This is a genomic window from Nostoc sp. UHCC 0252, from assembly GCF_034931145.1.
In the GTDB taxonomy this organism is placed as follows: domain Bacteria; phylum Cyanobacteriota; class Cyanobacteriia; order Cyanobacteriales; family Nostocaceae; genus Nostoc.
Genome location: NZ_JAYGHE010000011.1, coordinates 63,095 through 81,616 on the forward strand (window position 1 = coordinate 63,095; position 18,522 = coordinate 81,616).

Here is an 18,522-nt window from a genome sequence, read left to right on the forward strand (position 1 = left end):
GATCGCTCCTTCAAGCCTCTAGAATTGAAATCATTCGGCTGAAGCTAGGGAATGAAAATGACCACGCTGCTAATTCAAACTGAAAGCACACCCCTAACGGTAAATTTCCCCTCCCTTGTGCAGATGACAAATGAGCAGTTCTACGAATTTTGTCAAGCTAATGGAGATTTGCGAATCGAGCGTACTGCCAATGGGGAAGTCATCATTATGCCACCAGCTTTTTCAGATACGGGCAACCGTAACTTTAACATTGCTGCACAGCTTGGGTATTGGACTGAACAAGATGGCACTGGCATAGGCTTTGACTCCAGTGCAGGTTTTACACTACCCAGTGGAGCGATGCGTTCCCCTGATGCTTCTTGGATTGAACTGGAGCGCTGGAATGCTTTAACAGATTCACAAAAAGCCTCATTTGCACCAATTTGTCCCAGTTTTGTGATTGAGTTACGCTCATCCAGCGATCGCCTGATAAAATTACAAGAGAAAATGCAGGAGTACATCGATAACGGTACATCACTAGGCTGGTTAATAGATCGGCAGAATCGAAAAGTCTACATTTACCGCCCTAATCGAGAAGTTGAGATTTTGGAAAATCCCGAAGCAGTTAGTGGTAATCCAGAATTACCGGAGTTTATCCTACGGATGGGCAAAATTTGGTAATTTGAGTTTTCCTAATGAGAAGCTTGGGGTTTGAGAACGTTAGGAATTACCTCAATTATTCTGTTGGCAATGTCTTCAGGTGCTTCTCGCTCTTGGACAGTAATGTGCAAATCGGCTTGAGAGTAAAGTGGTGTTCGTTGTTCGAGGAGCGATCGCAATTTGCCTTTAGGATCAGCATCTTGCAAGAGCGGTCTGGTGGTATCCTCAGCTAAACGGCTGTAAAGTAGTTCAACTGGCACATCTAGCCACACTATCAAACCGTGGTGCAAGTAACCCCAATTTTCTCGCCGTAATACAATACCTCCACCGGTTGCGATCGTCAATTTTGTAAAAGCACAAACTTGTGAAAGCACATCACTTTCTATCTGGCGAAACTCTGCTTCACCAACTTCTGCAAATAACTGATTGATAGATTTACCTGTCGCCTGGGTAATAACATCATCGGTATCCACAAACCCATAACTCAGATGCTTTGCTAGTAAGCGCCCCACTGTAGTCTTACCAACGCCCATCATACCAATTAAGTACAGGTTGACTCCTTGTAATAAGCTGCTCACCAGTTGCTTCGCTCCAATTAATTAGTCTGAGTTTTGAGTCACAGTTTCCAATTATAAACTCAACTACTCATACGTGCGTATTCAAGTGATACCTGGATTTTGCTGCAACAATACACTTTATTCGCTACAACTTTGAACACTGAAATTAGTAATTACCACAGAAATATAACTACCAATAAAACCTCCAATCAATTTATTATCAACTCTTTTTAAAGCTTTTCCTTTGTCGATATCAAGTTTACGTATAACTTTTATAACTTTCCATCTTCTTTAGCTTTTATAAATTCATTCTTCTATTAAGCTCGATTAACTGCTGTTATTGATGTATTTAAAATTACTCAAGCAATACTTGGACTAATATTTGATTTCTCAAAAAACTTAATACAACAAAAAGAGCATTCTTTCCGTTGCTTCTTATACCAATTCCCTAAAATTAAGAAACAGATGTAAACCCTAAAAGGCAAGTATCTCTAAGTTTTTTAATTGCGTTAGCGTAGCGGGGCGAAGCCCATTGTGAATTAGTATTACCTCTTGCCCGATTAAGGGAAATTACTATGGCTACGTCATGCTGCGCCAACAGAAATCAAAGTGGATTCTTACAGATTTAGCAAATATTCCGTGAAGTTACTATAAATAATCAACGATGAATTTCTCAAGTATGTAGCAAATATCCTCATCTAACCTAGTAATTGCCGTATATTAATCGCTATGCTTAACCAAAAAATTAATATAGCTTGTTTGAAACTTTATCCAAACAATTGCTGTCTATTTAAATAATCCGAATTTTTACTCTGGTAGATAAATTTAAGTATACACAATACTGTGTTTTCAATAGTACGGTATCAGTAGTCTAAAAATCTAGTTATAACAAGTGCTGCTCAATTAAATGTTTTCGATAGAGGTGTAAATAATGACTTATATACTGCGATCGCTCAAGAAAGCTTTATAAATAAAAAAGTTTTGATACAAAAAATACTGCATATTTCACCGCAATAAGCCTGAATGAATAAATATAGGATGAATGAGGCGTCAACCATGAATAGAATTCGTGACGTAGTACAAAAAGCTTTAGCAACTGGCTATTTGACAGTGGAAGCTGAAAATCAACTACGACAATTGTTGACTACCCGATATGACTTGGAAGATTTTAATGCTTTCATGGCTTTGCAAGAAGCTGCCATGACTGGTAAGGTCAAGCAAGAATCTAGAGAGAGGTGTGGCATCAAGTAGAGACGTAACACGCTACACCTCACCGACGGGAGCGTTTATCATCATCCTCAAAATCTTCATCATCATCAAAAAATTCCCAATCATCATCATCGGCTTGATTGGTAGTCGGCGGCTGATAAGGGGGAATGATTACGCGGTAATCGGCATCGTAGACGGATTCAGTCTTTCCCGCAGCCGTATTTTTTGGCTCACGGTAGCTGTAGGAGTAAACTGAACCAGACTGAGAACTGCTTTTAGCTTCTGATTGACGTTCGTAATTTTTAGAGTCTCTAGCAGGTTGAGCTTCAGGGTTAGGTTTAGGCGCTGCTTCTGACTTTTCATCAAAGTTCCAATCATCATCTGTATTGCCATTTGTCTCCCAATCATCAAATTCATCACTAGTAGTAGGCTCTTCTTTTTTACTAGCTGGTGGTGGAGGATTGCTAGGGCGAGATGGAGGTTCTTCTCTTTGGGTTGTCTTTGCACGAGGCGAAGTTGTGCTACGACGTTCAGAAGTTTGGCGTTGTCCTGCTACAAAATAATTCGATAAGTTAAACAATGTAGCAATCAATATAGACGTGAAAGCACCTATGGTAGTACTGAACAAAATCCATATCGCTAGTGGTAATGGTTGAGTTTGCACGCCCAAAAATACTAGCGATAGGGCAGGTGAGAAATTTTGGACTAACAACAGCGTTAGTCCTCCCAGTACTGCCACCAATAGAATTAAGCGAATTACAGCCATAGCAATTTTGTCAGTTGTCAGTTGTCAGTGGTCACTGAAGAGGGAAGGGGGCAGGGAGCAGGGAGCAGGGGGAAAACCCTATAAATAAATTTATTGGCTCTAAGACCCTAATGAAGTGGGGAATTCCAGAATCTTTCTCCCCCTGCTCCCCTGCCTCTTTGGTCAGTGGTCAGTTGTCAGTCATCAGTCTGATTACTCTTCACTAATTACTGTTCACTGACTACTGACACTATCAGCTATCTCTATCATTACCCTTTTAGGACTATTGTGAAATTTCTGATCAGTCCACTGAGGGCGTTAGCGACGGCCTTCCCACCTCTGAATCGGGATGCAGTCAATATCTAGTTGATCTAAAGCACGAGCAACTACAAAATCAACTAAATCCTCGATGGTTTGGGGATTATGATACCAAGCAGGAATAGCGGGGACAATTCTCACTCCAACTTCAGCTAATGAGGTTAAGTTACGCAGGTGGATGAGGCTAAAAGGTGTTTCACGAGGAACAATGACCAGTTTTCGCCCTTCTTTGAGTTGGACATCTGCTGCCCGTTCTAGTAAATCGGAACTCAAGCCAACGGCTAGCTTTGCCACTGTACTCATGCTGCATGGAATAATTATCATCCCCAGAGTGGCAAAGGAACCACTGGCAATCCCGGCTCCAACATCACCCCAAGGATGGCAGCGGAGTTTACCTGCAAGGGCAACTCCAGCTTGCTCTCGCCAAAATTGTTCTTGCCCAGTTGGTTCTGATGGCATCCGAATTTCCTGTTCTGATTGCCAAACCATGTAAGTAGATTTAGAGGCAACCAATTCAATACTATAATCCGCTTCAAGCAAAAATTTGATCGCGCGAACAGCGTAAATCAGACCAGATGCGCCCGATACGCCTAAAATTAAAGGTTTGGTGTTATTTGACACGTAATAAATAATTCGTTGATTTTACTCCTCCTCAGAGTAAGGGTCTAGGTCATCAGGTTCAATGTCATTTGGTAAGTAGAGGTCTGAAAGATCGTCATTGGAACCATTACCGCTTAAACCTTTGGGTACACCATCGCTGCCAACTGTTACCAAATCAATTTGCTGACGGTAATAATCAACGCTCTTAACTTGTACGGCGACGCGATCGCCTAGTCTATAAGAAGCGCGATTTTTGCGACCAAACAATGCTTGTTGTCTGGCGCGATATTCATACCAATCATCTTTGAGAGAACTGACGTGTACTAATCCTTCTACCCGCAAAGGCACACCAGGATTACTGCTGGATTCTACTTCTGCGGCTGGTACTTCAATTTCCACAAAGAAACCGTAGGATTGAACGCCAGTAATCACACCTTGAAATACCTGACCGATGCGTTGCTTCATCAGTTGGGCTTTTTGCAGTCCGGCTAAATCGGCTTCAGCTTCTTGGACTTCTTTTTCTCGGTCGTTGAGTTGGACAATTACCCTAGTCAAATCGCTTTGCAGTTCTTGCTGTAATTCTGGGGGTAAAACATTCCAGTTAATTTCCTCGTGGCTGGAGGAGTGGCGCAGGTTAACGCGCTCTCTTACACGGGTATTGCGGCGATCGCGTCCGTTTTCAAGTAGGCTGTAATACACTCTCTGCATCAGCAAATCTGGGTAACGTCGCAATGGGGCACTAAAATGGACATATTGCGGTAGTGCCAGACCAAAGTGAGATCCTTTGGTGGTGCTGTATGCCGACGGCTTGAGGGTATCTTGCAATAAGTAAGTCAGAACTTGCTCAGAGGGAGATTCCGCAAAAGCTGTGGTCAAATGCTGATAATCTAAAGGTTGGATATCGGCTTCTGGATCTAGTGTCAGGTCAACGCCCAAATTGACTGCCAACTTCAGCATTTCCTGAACGTCTTCGACATCGGGTGTGCCTTGGACTCGCCAAATAGCGGGAACACCAAGAGCATTTAAGTGAGTTGCTACCAGTTGATTAACTAACAGTACCAACTCTGTGAGTAGCGATCGCACTGGTAAATCATTCACCACCACAGCGCCGAGAATCCCCTCATCATAATAGGCGTTTTGGCTGGGCGGCAGATTCAACTGGAGGCTACCACGAGTCAAGCGTACCTGTTTCACAGCCGTTTGCAAGGCTTGGAGGTCTTGCAGGATTTGGAAAACCTGTGATGATTTATCTTGAGCTTCACCTGTGAGAATTGCTTTAGCAAGTTCTGTAGTCAGTGCAGTCTCTACGTTGATCACACTGGGTTGAATTTCCCACTCCAGCACTTCTCCCGATTGAGGATCAATGGTAATTAAAAAAGAGATGGTTAAGCGATCGCTCCCAGGTAATAAAGAACAGCGTTCTGCTACAACTGGGGGCAAAATTGGCAACACCAATTCTCCTAAATACACCGATTTGCCGCGTTTGAGTGCTTCTCTATCTAAAGCTTCGTCAGGTTGGACGTAGTGAGAAACATCGGTAATATGAACGCCCAAAAGCCAATTTCCGGCTAGGTTTTTTTCTAAACTAAAAGCGTTTTCTATAACTTTTGTATCGCCATTTACCCCTTCAATGGTGAAGGTAAATAAATTACGCAAATCCAGCCGATTTTTCAGGTCTGCTTTGAGTAGCTTTTTAGGTAACTTAGCGGCTGCTTCTAGAACATGATCGGGAAAAGTCCGGGAGAGGTCGTGTTTGCACGTAACTAAATCTATATCAGCAGCAGCTTCGGCATCGCTGCCGAGGACTTGTACCACTCGACCAAGGGGAGGATATTGAGCCAACGGGTAACGCAAAACTTCCACATGAACCAAGTGATCAATCGCTTCTTCCAACTTCGCTTCGTTGGGTTGGATTTTGAGTTCAAACAGCAATCGATCGTCTAAAGGCACAGCCCGGAAACCAGTTTCCACCTGCTTAATTCGTGCCAGTAACGTGTGATTAGAGCGTTCGAGAATCAGCTTCACCTCCCCTTCAGGAGAGCGACGGCGGCTGCCTTCCTTGAGAACTCTAACCAAAACGCGATCGCCATTCCAAGCATTACTCAAATGACTCTCGCGGATGTAAATATCCTCGGCTCCTTCCACATCTTGAATAGCAAAGCAAAAGCCTTTACTAGAACAACGAAGCTTTGCCTCGATTACTCCCTCTTCGGAGACACGGCGGTACTTGCCCCGTTCTTTCACTAAAATACCGATTTTTTCAAGAACATCTAAGGCAATGTGAAGTTTTTGTAAGCTTTTTTCATCTTCACAGCCAAGTTTCTTTTCTAAAACCTTCCGAGCTACCAATTTATCATCGGTGAAATTGGCAAGGAGTGTAGCGATTGAAAATTCCATGCAGTGAACCGACCTTTGGTCAAAACATCATTTGTTGTTTAACAAAACAGAATTCAGGAGTCAGTGGACAGAACTCAGAATTTAATTCTCTGTAACTTGCGGATAACGCAGCAATAGCGAGTCCACAAGCGTCTGAATCAAGGTGTTCAAGTCCCCCACAAAAATTTTCTTGTTTTGTGGTCAACTTTCGTAATAGCGGGGAATTCAGAGCCGCTATCTTGATTCTGAATTCTGAATTCTGACATTCTGAATTCTTCTTCAATCTGGTTCATTCCTGTATATCCTCACGGCCTACAGAAACAAGCTGGAAACGAATTACCCAGAGGCAAGGCTTCCTAAGTTCTAAGGAAAGGAAGCCCAACCCAGCAAGAGTAGGATACTCCAGCAGTTCCAAGCAAAGGAAGCCTACCCACGGACAACTCTGGGCATCTACGAACTTCTCACTGCACGATGCTCTCAGAATTCGCCTGCGTTCAAGTTCCTTCACCTAACCAAACTTAAGATTGCACGCCTGATTTAAGATTTAGCCCCGCTAGTTAATTACGCGACGGGTTTTTGAGAAGCTGGGTTTAGATAATCCATACTGTCCAAAAGCGCTATGCGGGAGAGCCACTGCGGTGAGGCAGCCCCCGTCTTGGCGGTTCCCATCGCTGGGGGACTGCCTTTCCCGTTGGGTCTTGGGGCCTCCCCAAGTGGAGGAGGCAGTGCGGTCTTGGGGTCTCCCCAAGTGGAGCAACTGCCGTCAAGTGGCGTGGAAACTACAGGTGTTTGATTGTTTAGAGTGAAGGTAATTTTACGCCATTAGAATCTGATTTTTAACTAGGAGGAACTGCCGGTGAACCCAATTTTCCCACATGTAGAATCGGTAACAATTAGGTTAGCAGCTTAATAAGCAGTGAGGGCGAACCTTATCTCCATTATTGTAGATTTAGAGCGCACTTCCAGAAAATAGTTCTAGATATCTAGTTGGGTAATCAGTATAGCATTGCAAGCAAGACTACCCAGACAAGTTAGCACTAGCCAAAAACTTCGTCAAAAAACACCTACTGCTACAATTGGGACACGAGATAAAGCATCAAAAGGGACTGGGGATTGGGTATTAGGGATTAGGTATTAGGGATTAGGATAAAATAATTCTTTCCCAGTGCCCAGTCCCCAGTCCCAAGTCCCCAATCCCAAGTACCCAAAAGATTTAGATTGGTAACAGTATTATGTTGGCTCAATTCCAGAGCTTGTATCCCAACGGCAGCCTGATTTCTGAATTAGTGCAGATTTTTCAAGGAAAATATATTGTTCGGGCAAGCGTGCAAATTGAAGGTGTAACCCGTGCGACGGGTATGGCAGCAGCAGAAACAGTAGAAGCAGCAGAAGACCAAGCCAGAACTAGGGCGTTGATAGTTTTGGGTATTACAAATGCACCACAAGAATCAATGGCATTTAGCTCGATTCCAGTTTCCCCAACGCAGGTAAATCCTTCCTTGAATACCAAAGCTGGATTAAGTGAGTCTAGTTATTCCTCTACAAGAGAGGGGGATTCTGTTGGTAGTCAATGGCCCGCAGTCAGCGATAAAGAAAAATCTATACCACCCTCCAAAGTCCGCAACATCAAACCAGAAGTAGTAACAACTAGTAACGAACATTATGACTACAGCAGTGCTGCACCCCTATTAAGCGACACTTATAGCCAAGATTTAGGTCAAAACCTTCCTGTGACTGCCAACCAGGAGCTAGAATTTGAGCCTCCAGTTGAAAGCTTGGAAATAACGTTTAGTAACGAGCCAGAAAATCAAACATTTCCACCAATTTCTGCTAATAATGTCACACCATTTACACCCCGGAGTTACACGCCTCAAGAGGATGTCCCTACCCCGACTGTGACAGGAAAGAGAAAGAAGAAAGCTGAACCTGTGGATTTATCGGATGTCATTGCTAAAACAGATGTCGAACTTCAGCGTCTAGGCTGGACACCAGAACAGGGACGGGAGCATCTGATTAAAACCTACGGTAAGCGGGGGCGAACTTTGCTAACTGAAGAAGAATTACACGGATTCCTCAAATTTCTCCAATCTGAGCCAGACCCAATAGCGGGATTTTGATTTGTCATTAGTCATTAGTCATTGGTCATTGGTAAGGGCTAGTGACTAATAACATAGGCTATTGAAACGGTAAGGAAGCTATGGAAGCTGTGAATTTTTCTGAAGTAATTGCTCAAACAGATGCCGAGATGCAGCGATTAGGCTGGACAATAGACCAGGGGCGAGAGCATCTGATTGAAACTTATGGGAAGCGATCGCGTACTTTTCTGACAGAAGTAGAATTATTAGGCTTCCTCCAATACCTTGTATCTAAACCGACACCAACATTACACGAAATTTTGATTGCCAAAATTAATGTTGAAATCAAACGGTTATGGTGGACAGAAGAGGAGGGACAAGAACATCTCAAAAAAACTTATGGAAAGCGATCGCGTACCTTACTCACACAAGTAGAATTACTGGACTTCTTTCAATACCTTGTATCTCTACCTACAATAGAATCCCCCACGGATTTTGACGCGGAATATGAAGAGTTCCAAGATTTCTCTACATACTCAGAAGAATCAGACAAGGTAATTACTAGAATGCCTTCTGAGAATTTATCTCAGATATTGGATAAAACCGATGTCGAAATGCAGCGTCTAGGCTGGACAACAGAACAGGGGCGAGAGCATCTGATTGAAACTTATGGAAAGCGATCGCGTTTTTTGCTTACAGAAGTAGAATTATTAGACTTCCTCCAATATCTCCAATCTCAGCCAGACCGACTAGTTTGATGGATGAATAAGTTCGTAGTAAGGACTTTAGTCCTTGATTTGAGCGCTAAAGCGCTCACTACGAACCAAGCAAACTTGACTTGACAGACTACTAGCGGGATTTTAGTTAGTCATTTTTCCAAATCGGTATTAAGTACTTGAGTAGACTACCCATCGTAAAAACAACCCCTCTTCATTTATAAAGAGGGGTTGTTTTTGGGGTTTGAGAGAATTAAAAGTGGTAAATTACCATTTACCAATCGTGACTATTAATTAAGAACAGCAACTCCTGGACGACTACCAGCAGCGTGACGGTCAATCACTTGGTCAATCAAACCATAATCCCTGGCTTCTTCTGGTGACATGAAGAAGTCACGTTCAGTATCTTCAGCAATGCGCTCAATTGGTTGACCTGTATGTTCGGCTAAATAGTCATTTAGTCGCTTCTTGTGGTACAAAATTTCCCGCGCCTGAATTTCAATATCAGTTGCCTGTCCTTGAGCGCCACCGAGAGGTTGATGAATCATAATCCGAGAATGGGGTAAACTCATCCGCTTACCCTTAGCACCCGCACTGAGGAGGAAAGCGCCCATACTCGCCGCCAATCCGGTACAAATTGTACAGACATCAGGGCGAATATGTTTCATAGTGTCAAAAATGCCCATACCAGCCGTCACCGAACCACCGGGAGAATTGATGTACATATAAATGTCTTTCTCCGAGTCTTCGGCATCCAAATACAGCAGTTGGGCAACAATCAAGTTAGCAATGTTGTTGTCAACTTGTTGTCCCAAAAAGATGATGCGCTCACGCAACAGCCGTGAGTAGATGTCAAAGGCGCGTTCGCCTCGACCCGATTGTTCAATAACGATAGGAATCATGGAAGCGTGTTTGTGGCTACTTTAAATACATTTTATCGGTGACAGCACGAAACTGGGGTTTATCTGTGGTTTATCTCTACTGTTCTCAAGCAGATAATTTAAACCTTTATTAAGAAAGGCAGGAGGCAGGAGGAAAACCGCCCTCAGTTATAACTTCGCAATTAGAGGGAGCAAGGGTTTAACACCCCTACAAACTTTCGTAAGAAAGCGGGAAGCTAACGCAACAGTGGCTTCAATTCAGTCTTCACTTAGCCTTGTCGTTCGCGTAACGTCCTGCAAATAAGTGAAGAAGTCATCAATTCTATGCCTATAAGTGAATTCCTCCTACCTTTTGCCTCTTGCCTCCTGTCCAAAAAGAGTACAAAAGATGATTTTGCAATAGATTCAACGTCTAAGGGCACTTTTTAGCCGTAAAAGGTGTCTAACAGGATATCCCATGTAGGGAAATCAAAAAACTTCAATCATCGCCAACCTCATAATCTCGGCCTTTGCTGGGCAACTTGGGCGATGTAGTCATTAAACCGATAACCGAAATCCAACTTGCTTAGGGATTTATCTTAGTTATATGTAACATTTTAAACATTTTTTTAAGATTTCCCTCAGCAATTATCACAGTTATTTTGTTAGATTCGGTAAATCGATAGTACGAGGTGTATTTAGAATAACCAGTCCTCATTACAATGCTATCCACTCACAAGAGACGTGCCATGCTGGAAAAACTTATACAAGCCGCCATCATCACCTTCTTGCTCCACTTGATAGCAGGACTTAGCCCAAATACTTTAATTCAGTCAAAGACAGCATCACCTGTGCAAGAAGCACCACCAAATATTGTTAGTTTGCTATTGCGATCTTTTCAGTAAAAATATTTCACAAATTACACAGGTGTCGGCGATATCAATGATGTACACTACTCCAACTCAAGGAGTAACTCGCTTGTAGGATTATCTTACATATACATAGCTGTCGAGGCTAACACTCCTGGGAACAAGGTAGACTGAGCAAAGAAGGCAACTATTTGCATTTGATCATGACTAATCGCCTTGCTGAAGCTAAGAGCCTCTATCTCCGCAAACACGCCGAAAACCCCATTGATTGGTGGCCTTGGTGTGATGAAGCACTTGCAACTGCAAGGGCGCAAAATAAACCGATTTTTCTTTCCATTGGCTACTCTAGTTGCCATTGGTGTACTGTCATGGAAGGCGAAGCTTTTTCTGATAGTGCGATCGCTGATTACATGAACACCAATTATCTTCCCATCAAAGTAGACAGGGAAGAAAGACCTGACCTCGATAGCATCTATATGCAGGCTTTGCAGATGATGACTGGTCAAGGAGGTTGGCCTTTAAATATTTTTCTTTCTCCAGAAGATTTAGTGCCGTTTTACGCTGGGACTTATTTCCCTGTAGACCCGCGCTATGGTCGCCCTGGATTTTTGCAGGTGTTGCAAGCCCTTCGCCGTTATTACGACACCGAAAAAGTAGAATTACAGCAACGCAAAGCCTTAATTATTGAGTCTCTACTCACGTCTGCGGTACTGCAAGATGGTACAACAGATGAGCTTGAAGACCGGGAATTACTCCGCCAAGGTTGGGAAACCAGCACAGGTGTAATTACTCCTAATCAATCTGGTAATAGCTTTCCGATGATTCCCTATACAGAATTAGCTCTGCGGGGAACTCGATTTAATTTTGAATCTCGTTATGATGGCAAACAAGTTTGTATCCAGCGAGGACTAGATTTAGCGCTGGGAGGCATTTATGACCATGTAGGTGGTGGCTTTCATCGCTATACTGTTGACCCGACTTGGACAGTACCGCATTTTGAAAAGATGCTCTACGACAATGGACAGATTGTGGAGTATCTCGGAAATTTATGGAGTGCAGGAGTCCAAGAACCAGCGTTTGAGAGAGCAGTCGCTGGTACTGTACAATGGCTGAAGCGCGAAATGACCGCGCCGGAAGGTTACTTCTATGCTTCTCAAGATGCCGACAGCTTTACTGAATCCACGGCGGTAGAACCAGAAGAAGGAGCTTTTTATGTTTGGAGTTACAGCGAAGTTCAAGAACTGTTAACGCCTGAAGAATTAACGGAATTACAACAACAATTTACTGTTACCCCTAACGGGAACTTTGAAGGACGTAATGTTTTACAAAGAAGGAATTCAGGTAAACTGAGTGCAACGCTAAAAGCAGCACTGGACAAGCTGTTTATTGTTCGCTATGGCGTTAGTTCTGAGTCGCTAGAAACTTTTCCCCCGGCTCGTAACAACCAAGAAGCAAAAACCACTAATTGGCCAGGTCGCATTCCCTCGGTGACAGATACGAAGATGATTGTCGCCTGGAATAGCTTGATGATTTCTGGGCTAGCTAAGGCTGCTGGTGTTTTCCAAGAACCATCATATTTGGAATTAGCAGCACAAGCAGCGAATTTTATTTTGGAAAATCAATTCGTAGATGGACGTTTTCAGCGACTCAACTATCAAGGCGAACCAACCGTTTTAGCCCAATCTGAAGACTACGCTTTGTTTATTAAAGCTCTGCTAGATTTACAAGCTTCCAACCCTGAGAATCAGCGATGGTTAGAAAAAGCGATCGCTATTCAAGATGAATTCAACGAATTTCTCTGGAGTGTGGAATTAGGTGGTTATAATAACACATCAAGCGATTCTAGTCAAGATTTAATTGTCAGAGAACGCAGTTACGTGGATAATGCTACACCATCAGCAAATGGAATTGCGATCGCTAATCTTGTTCGTCTCACTTTACTCACCGATAATCTAGATTATTTAGATTTAGCGGAACTTGGTTTGAAAGCTTTTAAGAGTGTAATGCATCGCTCTCCCCAAGCTTGTCCCAGCTTATTTACAGCCTTAGATTGGTATCGTAATTCTACCTTAATTCGCAGCACCACTGAGCAGATCAACTCTCTGATCCCCAAGTTTTTGCCAACGGCTGTGTTTGCTATAACATCTGATTTTCCAGAGGGAAGCGTTGGGTTAGTTTGCCAAGGTTTGAAGTGCCTTGCTCCAGCAGAAAGTGTAGAACATTTATTGCAGCAAGTAGAGAAAAGTCAGAATAGAGGATGATTTTTAAACGCAGAGGGACGCTGAGGAAAGCGCAGAGGTACGCAGAGTTTTTTGTAAGAGAATTCGCTACGAACTTACAAAATTCTGCACTTAGTCCCTAGAACTCAATTCGATGTATAACTATGAAGAACCGAAGCGAATTAACAGCAATTGTATTAGCTGGCGGTAAGAGTTCTCGGATGGGTCAAGATAAAGCCTTGATTCCCATTCAAGGGATACCTTTGTTACAGCGAGTTTGTGGGATTGCTCAAAGCTGTACTGATGTTATTTATGTAGTCACTCCCTGGCCAGAACGCTATCAAAACTTGCTTTTGCCTGGTTGTGAGTTTATCCGAGAAGTACCTTTGTCTGGAGAATCTTTAGCCCAGGGGCCTTTAGTGGGTTTTGCTCAAGGGCTAGCTGAAGTCAAAACAGAATGGGTGCTGTTGCTAGCTTGCGATTTGCCGAGGTTGCGGGTTGAGGTGTTGCAAGATTGGGTAACTAGACTTGATAGCGTGGGGGATAATGCGATCGCAGCTTTAGCTCATCATCCTAAAGGGTGGGAACCTCTGTGCGGTTTCTATCGCCGTCGTTGTTTGCCGCAACTTTTAGAGTTTATCAATCAAGGGGGGCGATCGTTTCAGCAATGGCTGCGGCAATATCCTGTGGAAATTTTGCCTTTAGCAGAACCCGAAATGCTGTTTAACTGTAATACACCAGAGGACTTGACTTTAAGTTAATTCCGAGTATAAAAAATGCTAGTCTTTCAAGATTAGTTTACTTTTTGGTGAGCGCTAGCGATCGCATTGTGAACACTAAAGATGCTCGTGCTTGCGCTAGGCGCTTTCTGGATGGTGTAGATCGTGTACGCTATTTCCTAACGACACAATTGGGTGATTGGCGAAATTGAGCCTTTGCCGTTTAACGAATGCGACAAAATTTGCGATCGTTATCATTCTGAGGATATTGCCAAGAATAGGCAAAATGGCTAACTCCCTTCAGTTGCGGGGCAAATTTACGGAGTGCCTGCATTTGCGCTTCTAAGGATGGACGATTACTGATCGATGCTCCCCATTTGCCGGCTAAAGCTGGAATCACTTTAGTACCCGGTTTTGTCGCACTTAAAACCCGTTGCACTTGCGCCACAATACAACTGACATTACCGCAATTTCCATAAGACATGGGATGCCACTCTAATGTAGGGGAGAAGCGATCCCAAGGTTGTAAGCGAGAATCATACCCTTGTCCTACAGTTTGGTTGCCATCAGGGAAAAACACTACTCCCGTGGGAACTCCTTGCTGCTTTGCTGGGTAGGTGGCTATGTTGACAAAATCTAGAATTCCTTGCATGGCGTGAGCAACTGCAAGCTGCCACAATTCCCATTGCAAAAGTGGTTGTCTGTCGGTTGCAGGCAGAATTGATTTTTGCGCTGCTGGGGGAATGCGTCCTTGCCAGAGAGGTTCCCCTTCCTGGGGATAAAGTCGATCAATTTCGGCGATATCTCCGGCGGTGACATATCCTTTGCTCAAATAGCGGCGAATTAAGTCTAGTCCTTTGTAATTCAGTGCCCGTTTAAATAAAGCTTCTTGAATTGCGGGACTATATAGCCATAAATCTGAAACTTTGGTGGCGATGGAATCACTTCCTGCTTGGCGCGGATAGCGCACGTAGTCTAATAGCAAGCCATCTGGACGACGGCGCAAAACTTCTTTTACTAATTGGTTGTAGTCGCTTTTTGCTTGGGAGTTGTAGGGGTCGATAAATAGTTGAGAGCCGTTATCTACAACATATAGGCTGGTTTGACCTTTACCATTGCGAGCGATCGCACTTTCTCTATCTCGGCGCTGGGCGTAAGTATAGCCGAAATTGTTAGTAAACATCCAGGCGTAGACCTTCAAACCACGTTGCCGACCTTTTTGAATTGCTGTGGCAAGTATATCGATGTTTTCTGTCCCTGGAGTCCGAATTACAGAAGGCCACGCTGTTCGGTTAGCTTTTGCTGGCAATAACACCTGCCCATCATAAAATACTTCTATATAAACTTGGTTATAGCCACGGTTGACAATCCGATCCATAACCTGGTCGATTATTCCTGGCTGAATGTCACAGGGATACAAGCGCAACCAGAGAGCCTGGATTTGTGGCCAAGTGCGAGTGCGACACTGCTGTAATTCCTGCGCCTGTTTTTTTAGTAAGTTTTGGTAGCGGGTTTGAGCATCTTGATTGCCTTTAAGGGCTGATAAACGTAAGTTTTCTTTTTCTTTTGCCGATGATGATGATAACTGACAATATTGGGTTACTTGTGCCCTTGCTGGTTCGGTTCCAAAATTGGGCAGTAAGGTACTAGTAGTGAAAGCAACAGCGAATAGATGCCGCCAAAATAATGTTGATCTTGCAACGTTCAAAGGATGGTTAGACATACCTAGCAGTAGATGGACACAATAATCATCAACCCCAATTCAGATAATTGTAGGCAACGTGTATCAAATTATATAGTTAAGCAGTAAGGGTTTTAAAACCTATTTTTTCAAGACTGCGAAAGCCTTATTTGTGTTGCCACATTTTTTATAAATATAAAAACGTATATCTGAAAAATTTATCTACTATTAGGTAGATGCGAGATCTACATTTTTAATTTTCGAATGTGGTGTTGAGTATGCTTATTATGCGATTTTCACTCCAGAAGGAATTTTAATATGCATCGTCGTTGGCTCTTATCTGCTTTAGCGTTTTTGATGAGTATAGTTTTAGCTGCTTGCACAACTGCAACCACTCAGCAGCCGCAAATAAAAATTACAAACCCGGCTGAGACAATAAACACGAATTCTCGACAACTACCAACAGAATCAGCAAAAAGAGTTGTTGCTCTTTCTTCTCTTTCTGCGGATATCATCTCTCGACTCGATCCAACAAAAATTGTCGGGATCACTGGTAGTAAATTATTCAAGGATGACTCGAAATTCAAAGATATTCCTCGCGTCAGTGAAGGACAAAGCCCACCAAATTTAGAAAAAGTGGTGGCACTAAAACCAGATTTAGTTATTGGTGCAGAAGGTTTTTCTAACATCCCAATTCAAAAACTTCAGCAGCTAGGAATCCCGACTTTGCTAGCTAAAGTGAATAACTGGGAATCTCTAGAAGAACTTACTAAAACCCTTGCCAAATCAATTGATGTCGATCCTCAACCTTTGTTAAATCGTTATAAAACTTTCTTACCAGAAAAGCCAACTCAGGGTTTTTCTACTTTAGCGTTAGTTAGCCGTCAACCAATTTTGTCGCCGAACAAAAATAGTTGGGCGGGGGATTTGCTGACTAAATTCCAGGCGAAAAATATAGCAGCAGATTTACAAGGAAAAAGTCCAATTGGTGGATATGTGACACTTTCGGCTGAGAAGGTTTTAGAAGCAAATCCAGAGGTAATAATTTTGGTTAATCCCCCGCAAGGTAATTCGGAAGCAGGGCTTTTAGATTCGCTAAAAAAGGAATCTTTTTGGCAGCAATTACAAGCGACTAAAAATAACCGAGTCTATATATTTGATTATTTTGGTCTGGTGAATCCAGGTAGTATAGATGCAATTGAAAAGGCTTGTCAGCAGCTTAAGGAAGTATTGTTTGCACCACAGGGTACTTAGCTATTCGTGAAAAGTTAGATCCCCGACTTCTTAAAGAAGTCGGGGATCTCGTTGTTTGTGCTTTTAATCTTTTGCAGAACTAATTGGTTTTTGACCAAAAGGAGTATTTTTTTTACCTTCAGGAGAACCACCTCCAAGGCTGCGGAAATACAATCCTCCAATGGTGAGTAAAAATGTTACATATCCCACTGCTTGCACAAGATAGAGATTGTCTCTATAACCAAATAAAGACTTGAGAATAATCCCAGGAAACTGTTCGTCAGGCAAGATTGTGGAAGTATTTGCAACCATTGGCCCCAAAATACAGGAGTGGACTTTTGTAAAATGTTCGTAATAGAAACAAAGGTTTTCTGTGGCGCGACTGCTAAGGGCAAGGTTCGCCACAGCTTCGTCAAAGTGTTTCAAGCTTGAAACTACCAATCCAGCGACAATCAACACTAAGAAAACGCCCATTACCTGGAAAAACTGGCGGATGTTAATTTTGACACCCCATTTAAATAGCAGCACTCCAATGGCAGTTGCCGCTACCAAACCAGCAATAGCACCCAAGGCTGGCATTAATCCCTGTTGAAAATTAGCAGCAACGAATAGAACAGTTTCAAAGCCTTCGCGGACAACGGCAATTAAAATTAAAGTAAAAACACCCCAGCCAGCATTTGAGTTTTGTGTCAGCGCTTCTGTTACTGCTCCTTCAACCGTCGCTTTCATAAACCTGGCTTGTTTAGTCATCCAGATTAGCATCCAACTGAGCATTGCGATCGCTAAAACACTAAACACACCTTCCAAGGCTGGCTCAACTACGGAGGTGTACTGAGGGTTCGCTGCTCCCAGTATTTGAATTACCCAACTGAATAGCACACCTATAAAGGCACTCACCACAATACCAACGCCGACACCAGCATATACCCAAGAGTTAAGTCGGGATTGTTTAGCTTTTTTCAGCAAAGCTAGCACAATACCAACAACAAGGGCTGCTTCTACTCCTTCTCGGAGTGTAATTATAAAAGTAGGTAGAGCAGTACTAAAATCCATCTTTTTTCCTTTGTCTTTTGTCTTTTGTCATTAGTCAGTTGTCCTTTGTCATTTGAATTTGTTAACTAATGACCAATGACTAATGACTAATGACCAACGACTAATGACTATTAGCTAAAATCGCGTAGCATCTTTTTCAGTTCGAGATTATGCATCTCTTCTTGACCAATCATGCCACGAGCGAATTCTTCAAGATAAATACTAGCATTGGTGACAGTTTCAAGCAGATTTTTATACAGATCCAATGCCTTTTTTTCGTGAGATAAGCTTTCTTCCAAGATATCCTTGACTTTATGCTGGTAAGTTTCTTCCATTGGAGCAATTTTCAAGGAGGGATGCCCATCTAAACCGGTGAGAATTTCTCCTACTTGTTCAGCATGAAGTAAAGACTCGCTTGCCTGTGCTTTGAAAAAAGCCACAATTGGAATACGGTTAGGGCCAGTCACCATCAAAGAATAATGTGTATAACGCACTACTCCTGCTAGTTCAAATTCCATGATGGCATTCAGCAAGTCAATAGTCTTTTTATAATCAAGTTCTTGCATCAGTTCTTAGTTCAAGTAACGAATGGAGGGTAATTAGGTAAAAGTTAGGAGGACTTAATTCGTAATTCGTAATTCGTAATTAATAAATCCTAACTATTTCCTCATTTT

The 18,522-nt window shown here is 42.8% G+C and carries 16 protein-coding genes; 8 read left to right on the forward strand and 8 right to left on the reverse strand.

The annotated features are described in order from the left end of the window. Positions 1–57: 57 nt before the first annotated feature. Positions 58–660: a Uma2 family endonuclease gene (locus VB732_RS09730; protein WP_323230703.1), complete on the forward strand. Its 603-nt coding sequence runs from the start codon at positions 58–60 to the stop codon at positions 658–660. 11 nt (positions 661–671) lie between these two features. Here the strand turns inward: VB732_RS09730 and VB732_RS09735 are convergent, their stop codons facing one another. Further along, positions 672–1,217 (reverse strand): shikimate kinase, encoded by a 546-nt coding sequence (locus tag VB732_RS09735; protein ID WP_323230624.1) that lies wholly within the window; start codon positions 1,215–1,217, stop codon positions 672–674. A gap of 1,035 nt (positions 1,218–2,252) precedes the next feature. On the opposite strand from VB732_RS09735, the gene VB732_RS09740 reads away from it, so the two are divergent. Beyond that, entirely contained in the window at positions 2,253–2,447 is a 195-nt protein-coding gene (locus VB732_RS09740) for a hypothetical protein (RefSeq protein ID WP_012412449.1), read from the forward strand. 19 nt (positions 2,448–2,466) lie between these two features. Here VB732_RS09740 and VB732_RS09745 read toward each other — a convergent pair whose 3' ends face one another. The 3 genes from VB732_RS09745 to VB732_RS09755 form a co-directional block, all read right to left on the reverse strand. Next, entirely contained in the window at positions 2,467–3,171 is a 705-nt protein-coding gene (locus VB732_RS09745) for a LapA family protein (protein WP_323230625.1), read from the reverse strand. Between the two features lie 297 nt (positions 3,172–3,468). After that, complete coding sequence (locus VB732_RS09750) at positions 3,469–4,089, reverse strand: flavin prenyltransferase UbiX (RefSeq protein ID WP_323230626.1); 621 nt, start codon at positions 4,087–4,089, stop codon at positions 3,469–3,471. Positions 4,090–4,110: 21 nt separating this feature from the next. Then, complete coding sequence (locus VB732_RS09755) at positions 4,111–6,465, reverse strand: ribonuclease R family protein (protein ID WP_323230627.1); 2,355 nt, start codon at positions 6,463–6,465, stop codon at positions 4,111–4,113. 1,211 nt (positions 6,466–7,676) lie between these two features. Between VB732_RS09755 and VB732_RS09760 the strand changes: the two genes are divergently transcribed. After that, entirely contained in the window at positions 7,677–8,561 is an 885-nt protein-coding gene (locus VB732_RS09760; RefSeq protein ID WP_323230628.1) for a hypothetical protein, read from the forward strand. Positions 8,562–8,641: 80 nt separating this feature from the next. After that, positions 8,642–9,277: a hypothetical protein gene (locus tag VB732_RS35955; protein ID WP_416235735.1), complete on the forward strand. Its 636-nt coding sequence runs from the start codon at positions 8,642–8,644 to the stop codon at positions 9,275–9,277. Between the two features lie 248 nt (positions 9,278–9,525). On the opposite strand, the gene clpP is transcribed toward VB732_RS35955, so the two are convergent. Continuing rightward, on the reverse strand, positions 9,526–10,137 hold the full coding sequence (gene clpP, locus VB732_RS09770; RefSeq protein ID WP_323230629.1) for an ATP-dependent Clp endopeptidase proteolytic subunit ClpP: 612 nt from the start codon (positions 10,135–10,137) through the stop codon (positions 9,526–9,528). Between the two features lie 707 nt (positions 10,138–10,844). Between clpP and VB732_RS09775 the strand changes: the two genes are divergently transcribed. From VB732_RS09775 to VB732_RS09785, 3 genes are all read left to right on the forward strand, one after another. Next, a complete protein-coding gene (locus VB732_RS09775; protein ID WP_292706214.1) occupies positions 10,845–11,000 on the forward strand; it encodes a hypothetical protein in 156 nt (51 codons plus the stop codon). Between the two features lie 167 nt (positions 11,001–11,167). Continuing rightward, a complete protein-coding gene (locus VB732_RS09780) occupies positions 11,168–13,225 on the forward strand; it encodes a thioredoxin domain-containing protein (RefSeq protein ID WP_323230630.1) in 2,058 nt (685 codons plus the stop codon). 122 nt (positions 13,226–13,347) lie between these two features. After that, entirely contained in the window at positions 13,348–13,944 is a 597-nt protein-coding gene (locus tag VB732_RS09785; RefSeq protein ID WP_323230631.1) for a molybdenum cofactor guanylyltransferase, read from the forward strand. Between the two features lie 181 nt (positions 13,945–14,125). On the opposite strand, the gene VB732_RS09790 is transcribed toward VB732_RS09785, so the two are convergent. Then, positions 14,126–15,625, reverse strand: coding sequence for a family 10 glycosylhydrolase (locus tag VB732_RS09790; protein WP_323230632.1), 1,500 nt, complete (start codon positions 15,623–15,625; stop codon positions 14,126–14,128). Positions 15,626–15,901: 276 nt separating this feature from the next. Between VB732_RS09790 and VB732_RS09795 the strand changes: the two genes are divergently transcribed. Then, positions 15,902–16,837 (forward strand): ABC transporter substrate-binding protein, encoded by a 936-nt coding sequence (locus tag VB732_RS09795; RefSeq protein WP_323230633.1) that lies wholly within the window; start codon positions 15,902–15,904, stop codon positions 16,835–16,837. Positions 16,838–16,900: 63 nt separating this feature from the next. Here the strand turns inward: VB732_RS09795 and VB732_RS09800 are convergent, their stop codons facing one another. Then, complete coding sequence (locus VB732_RS09800) at positions 16,901–17,869, reverse strand: FTR1 family protein (RefSeq protein WP_323230634.1); 969 nt, start codon at positions 17,867–17,869, stop codon at positions 16,901–16,903. A 110-nt stretch (positions 17,870–17,979) separates the two neighbouring features. Next, positions 17,980–18,414, reverse strand: coding sequence for a ferritin-like domain-containing protein (locus tag VB732_RS09805; protein WP_012412436.1), 435 nt, complete (start codon positions 18,412–18,414; stop codon positions 17,980–17,982). Positions 18,415–18,522 lie beyond the last annotated feature (108 nt).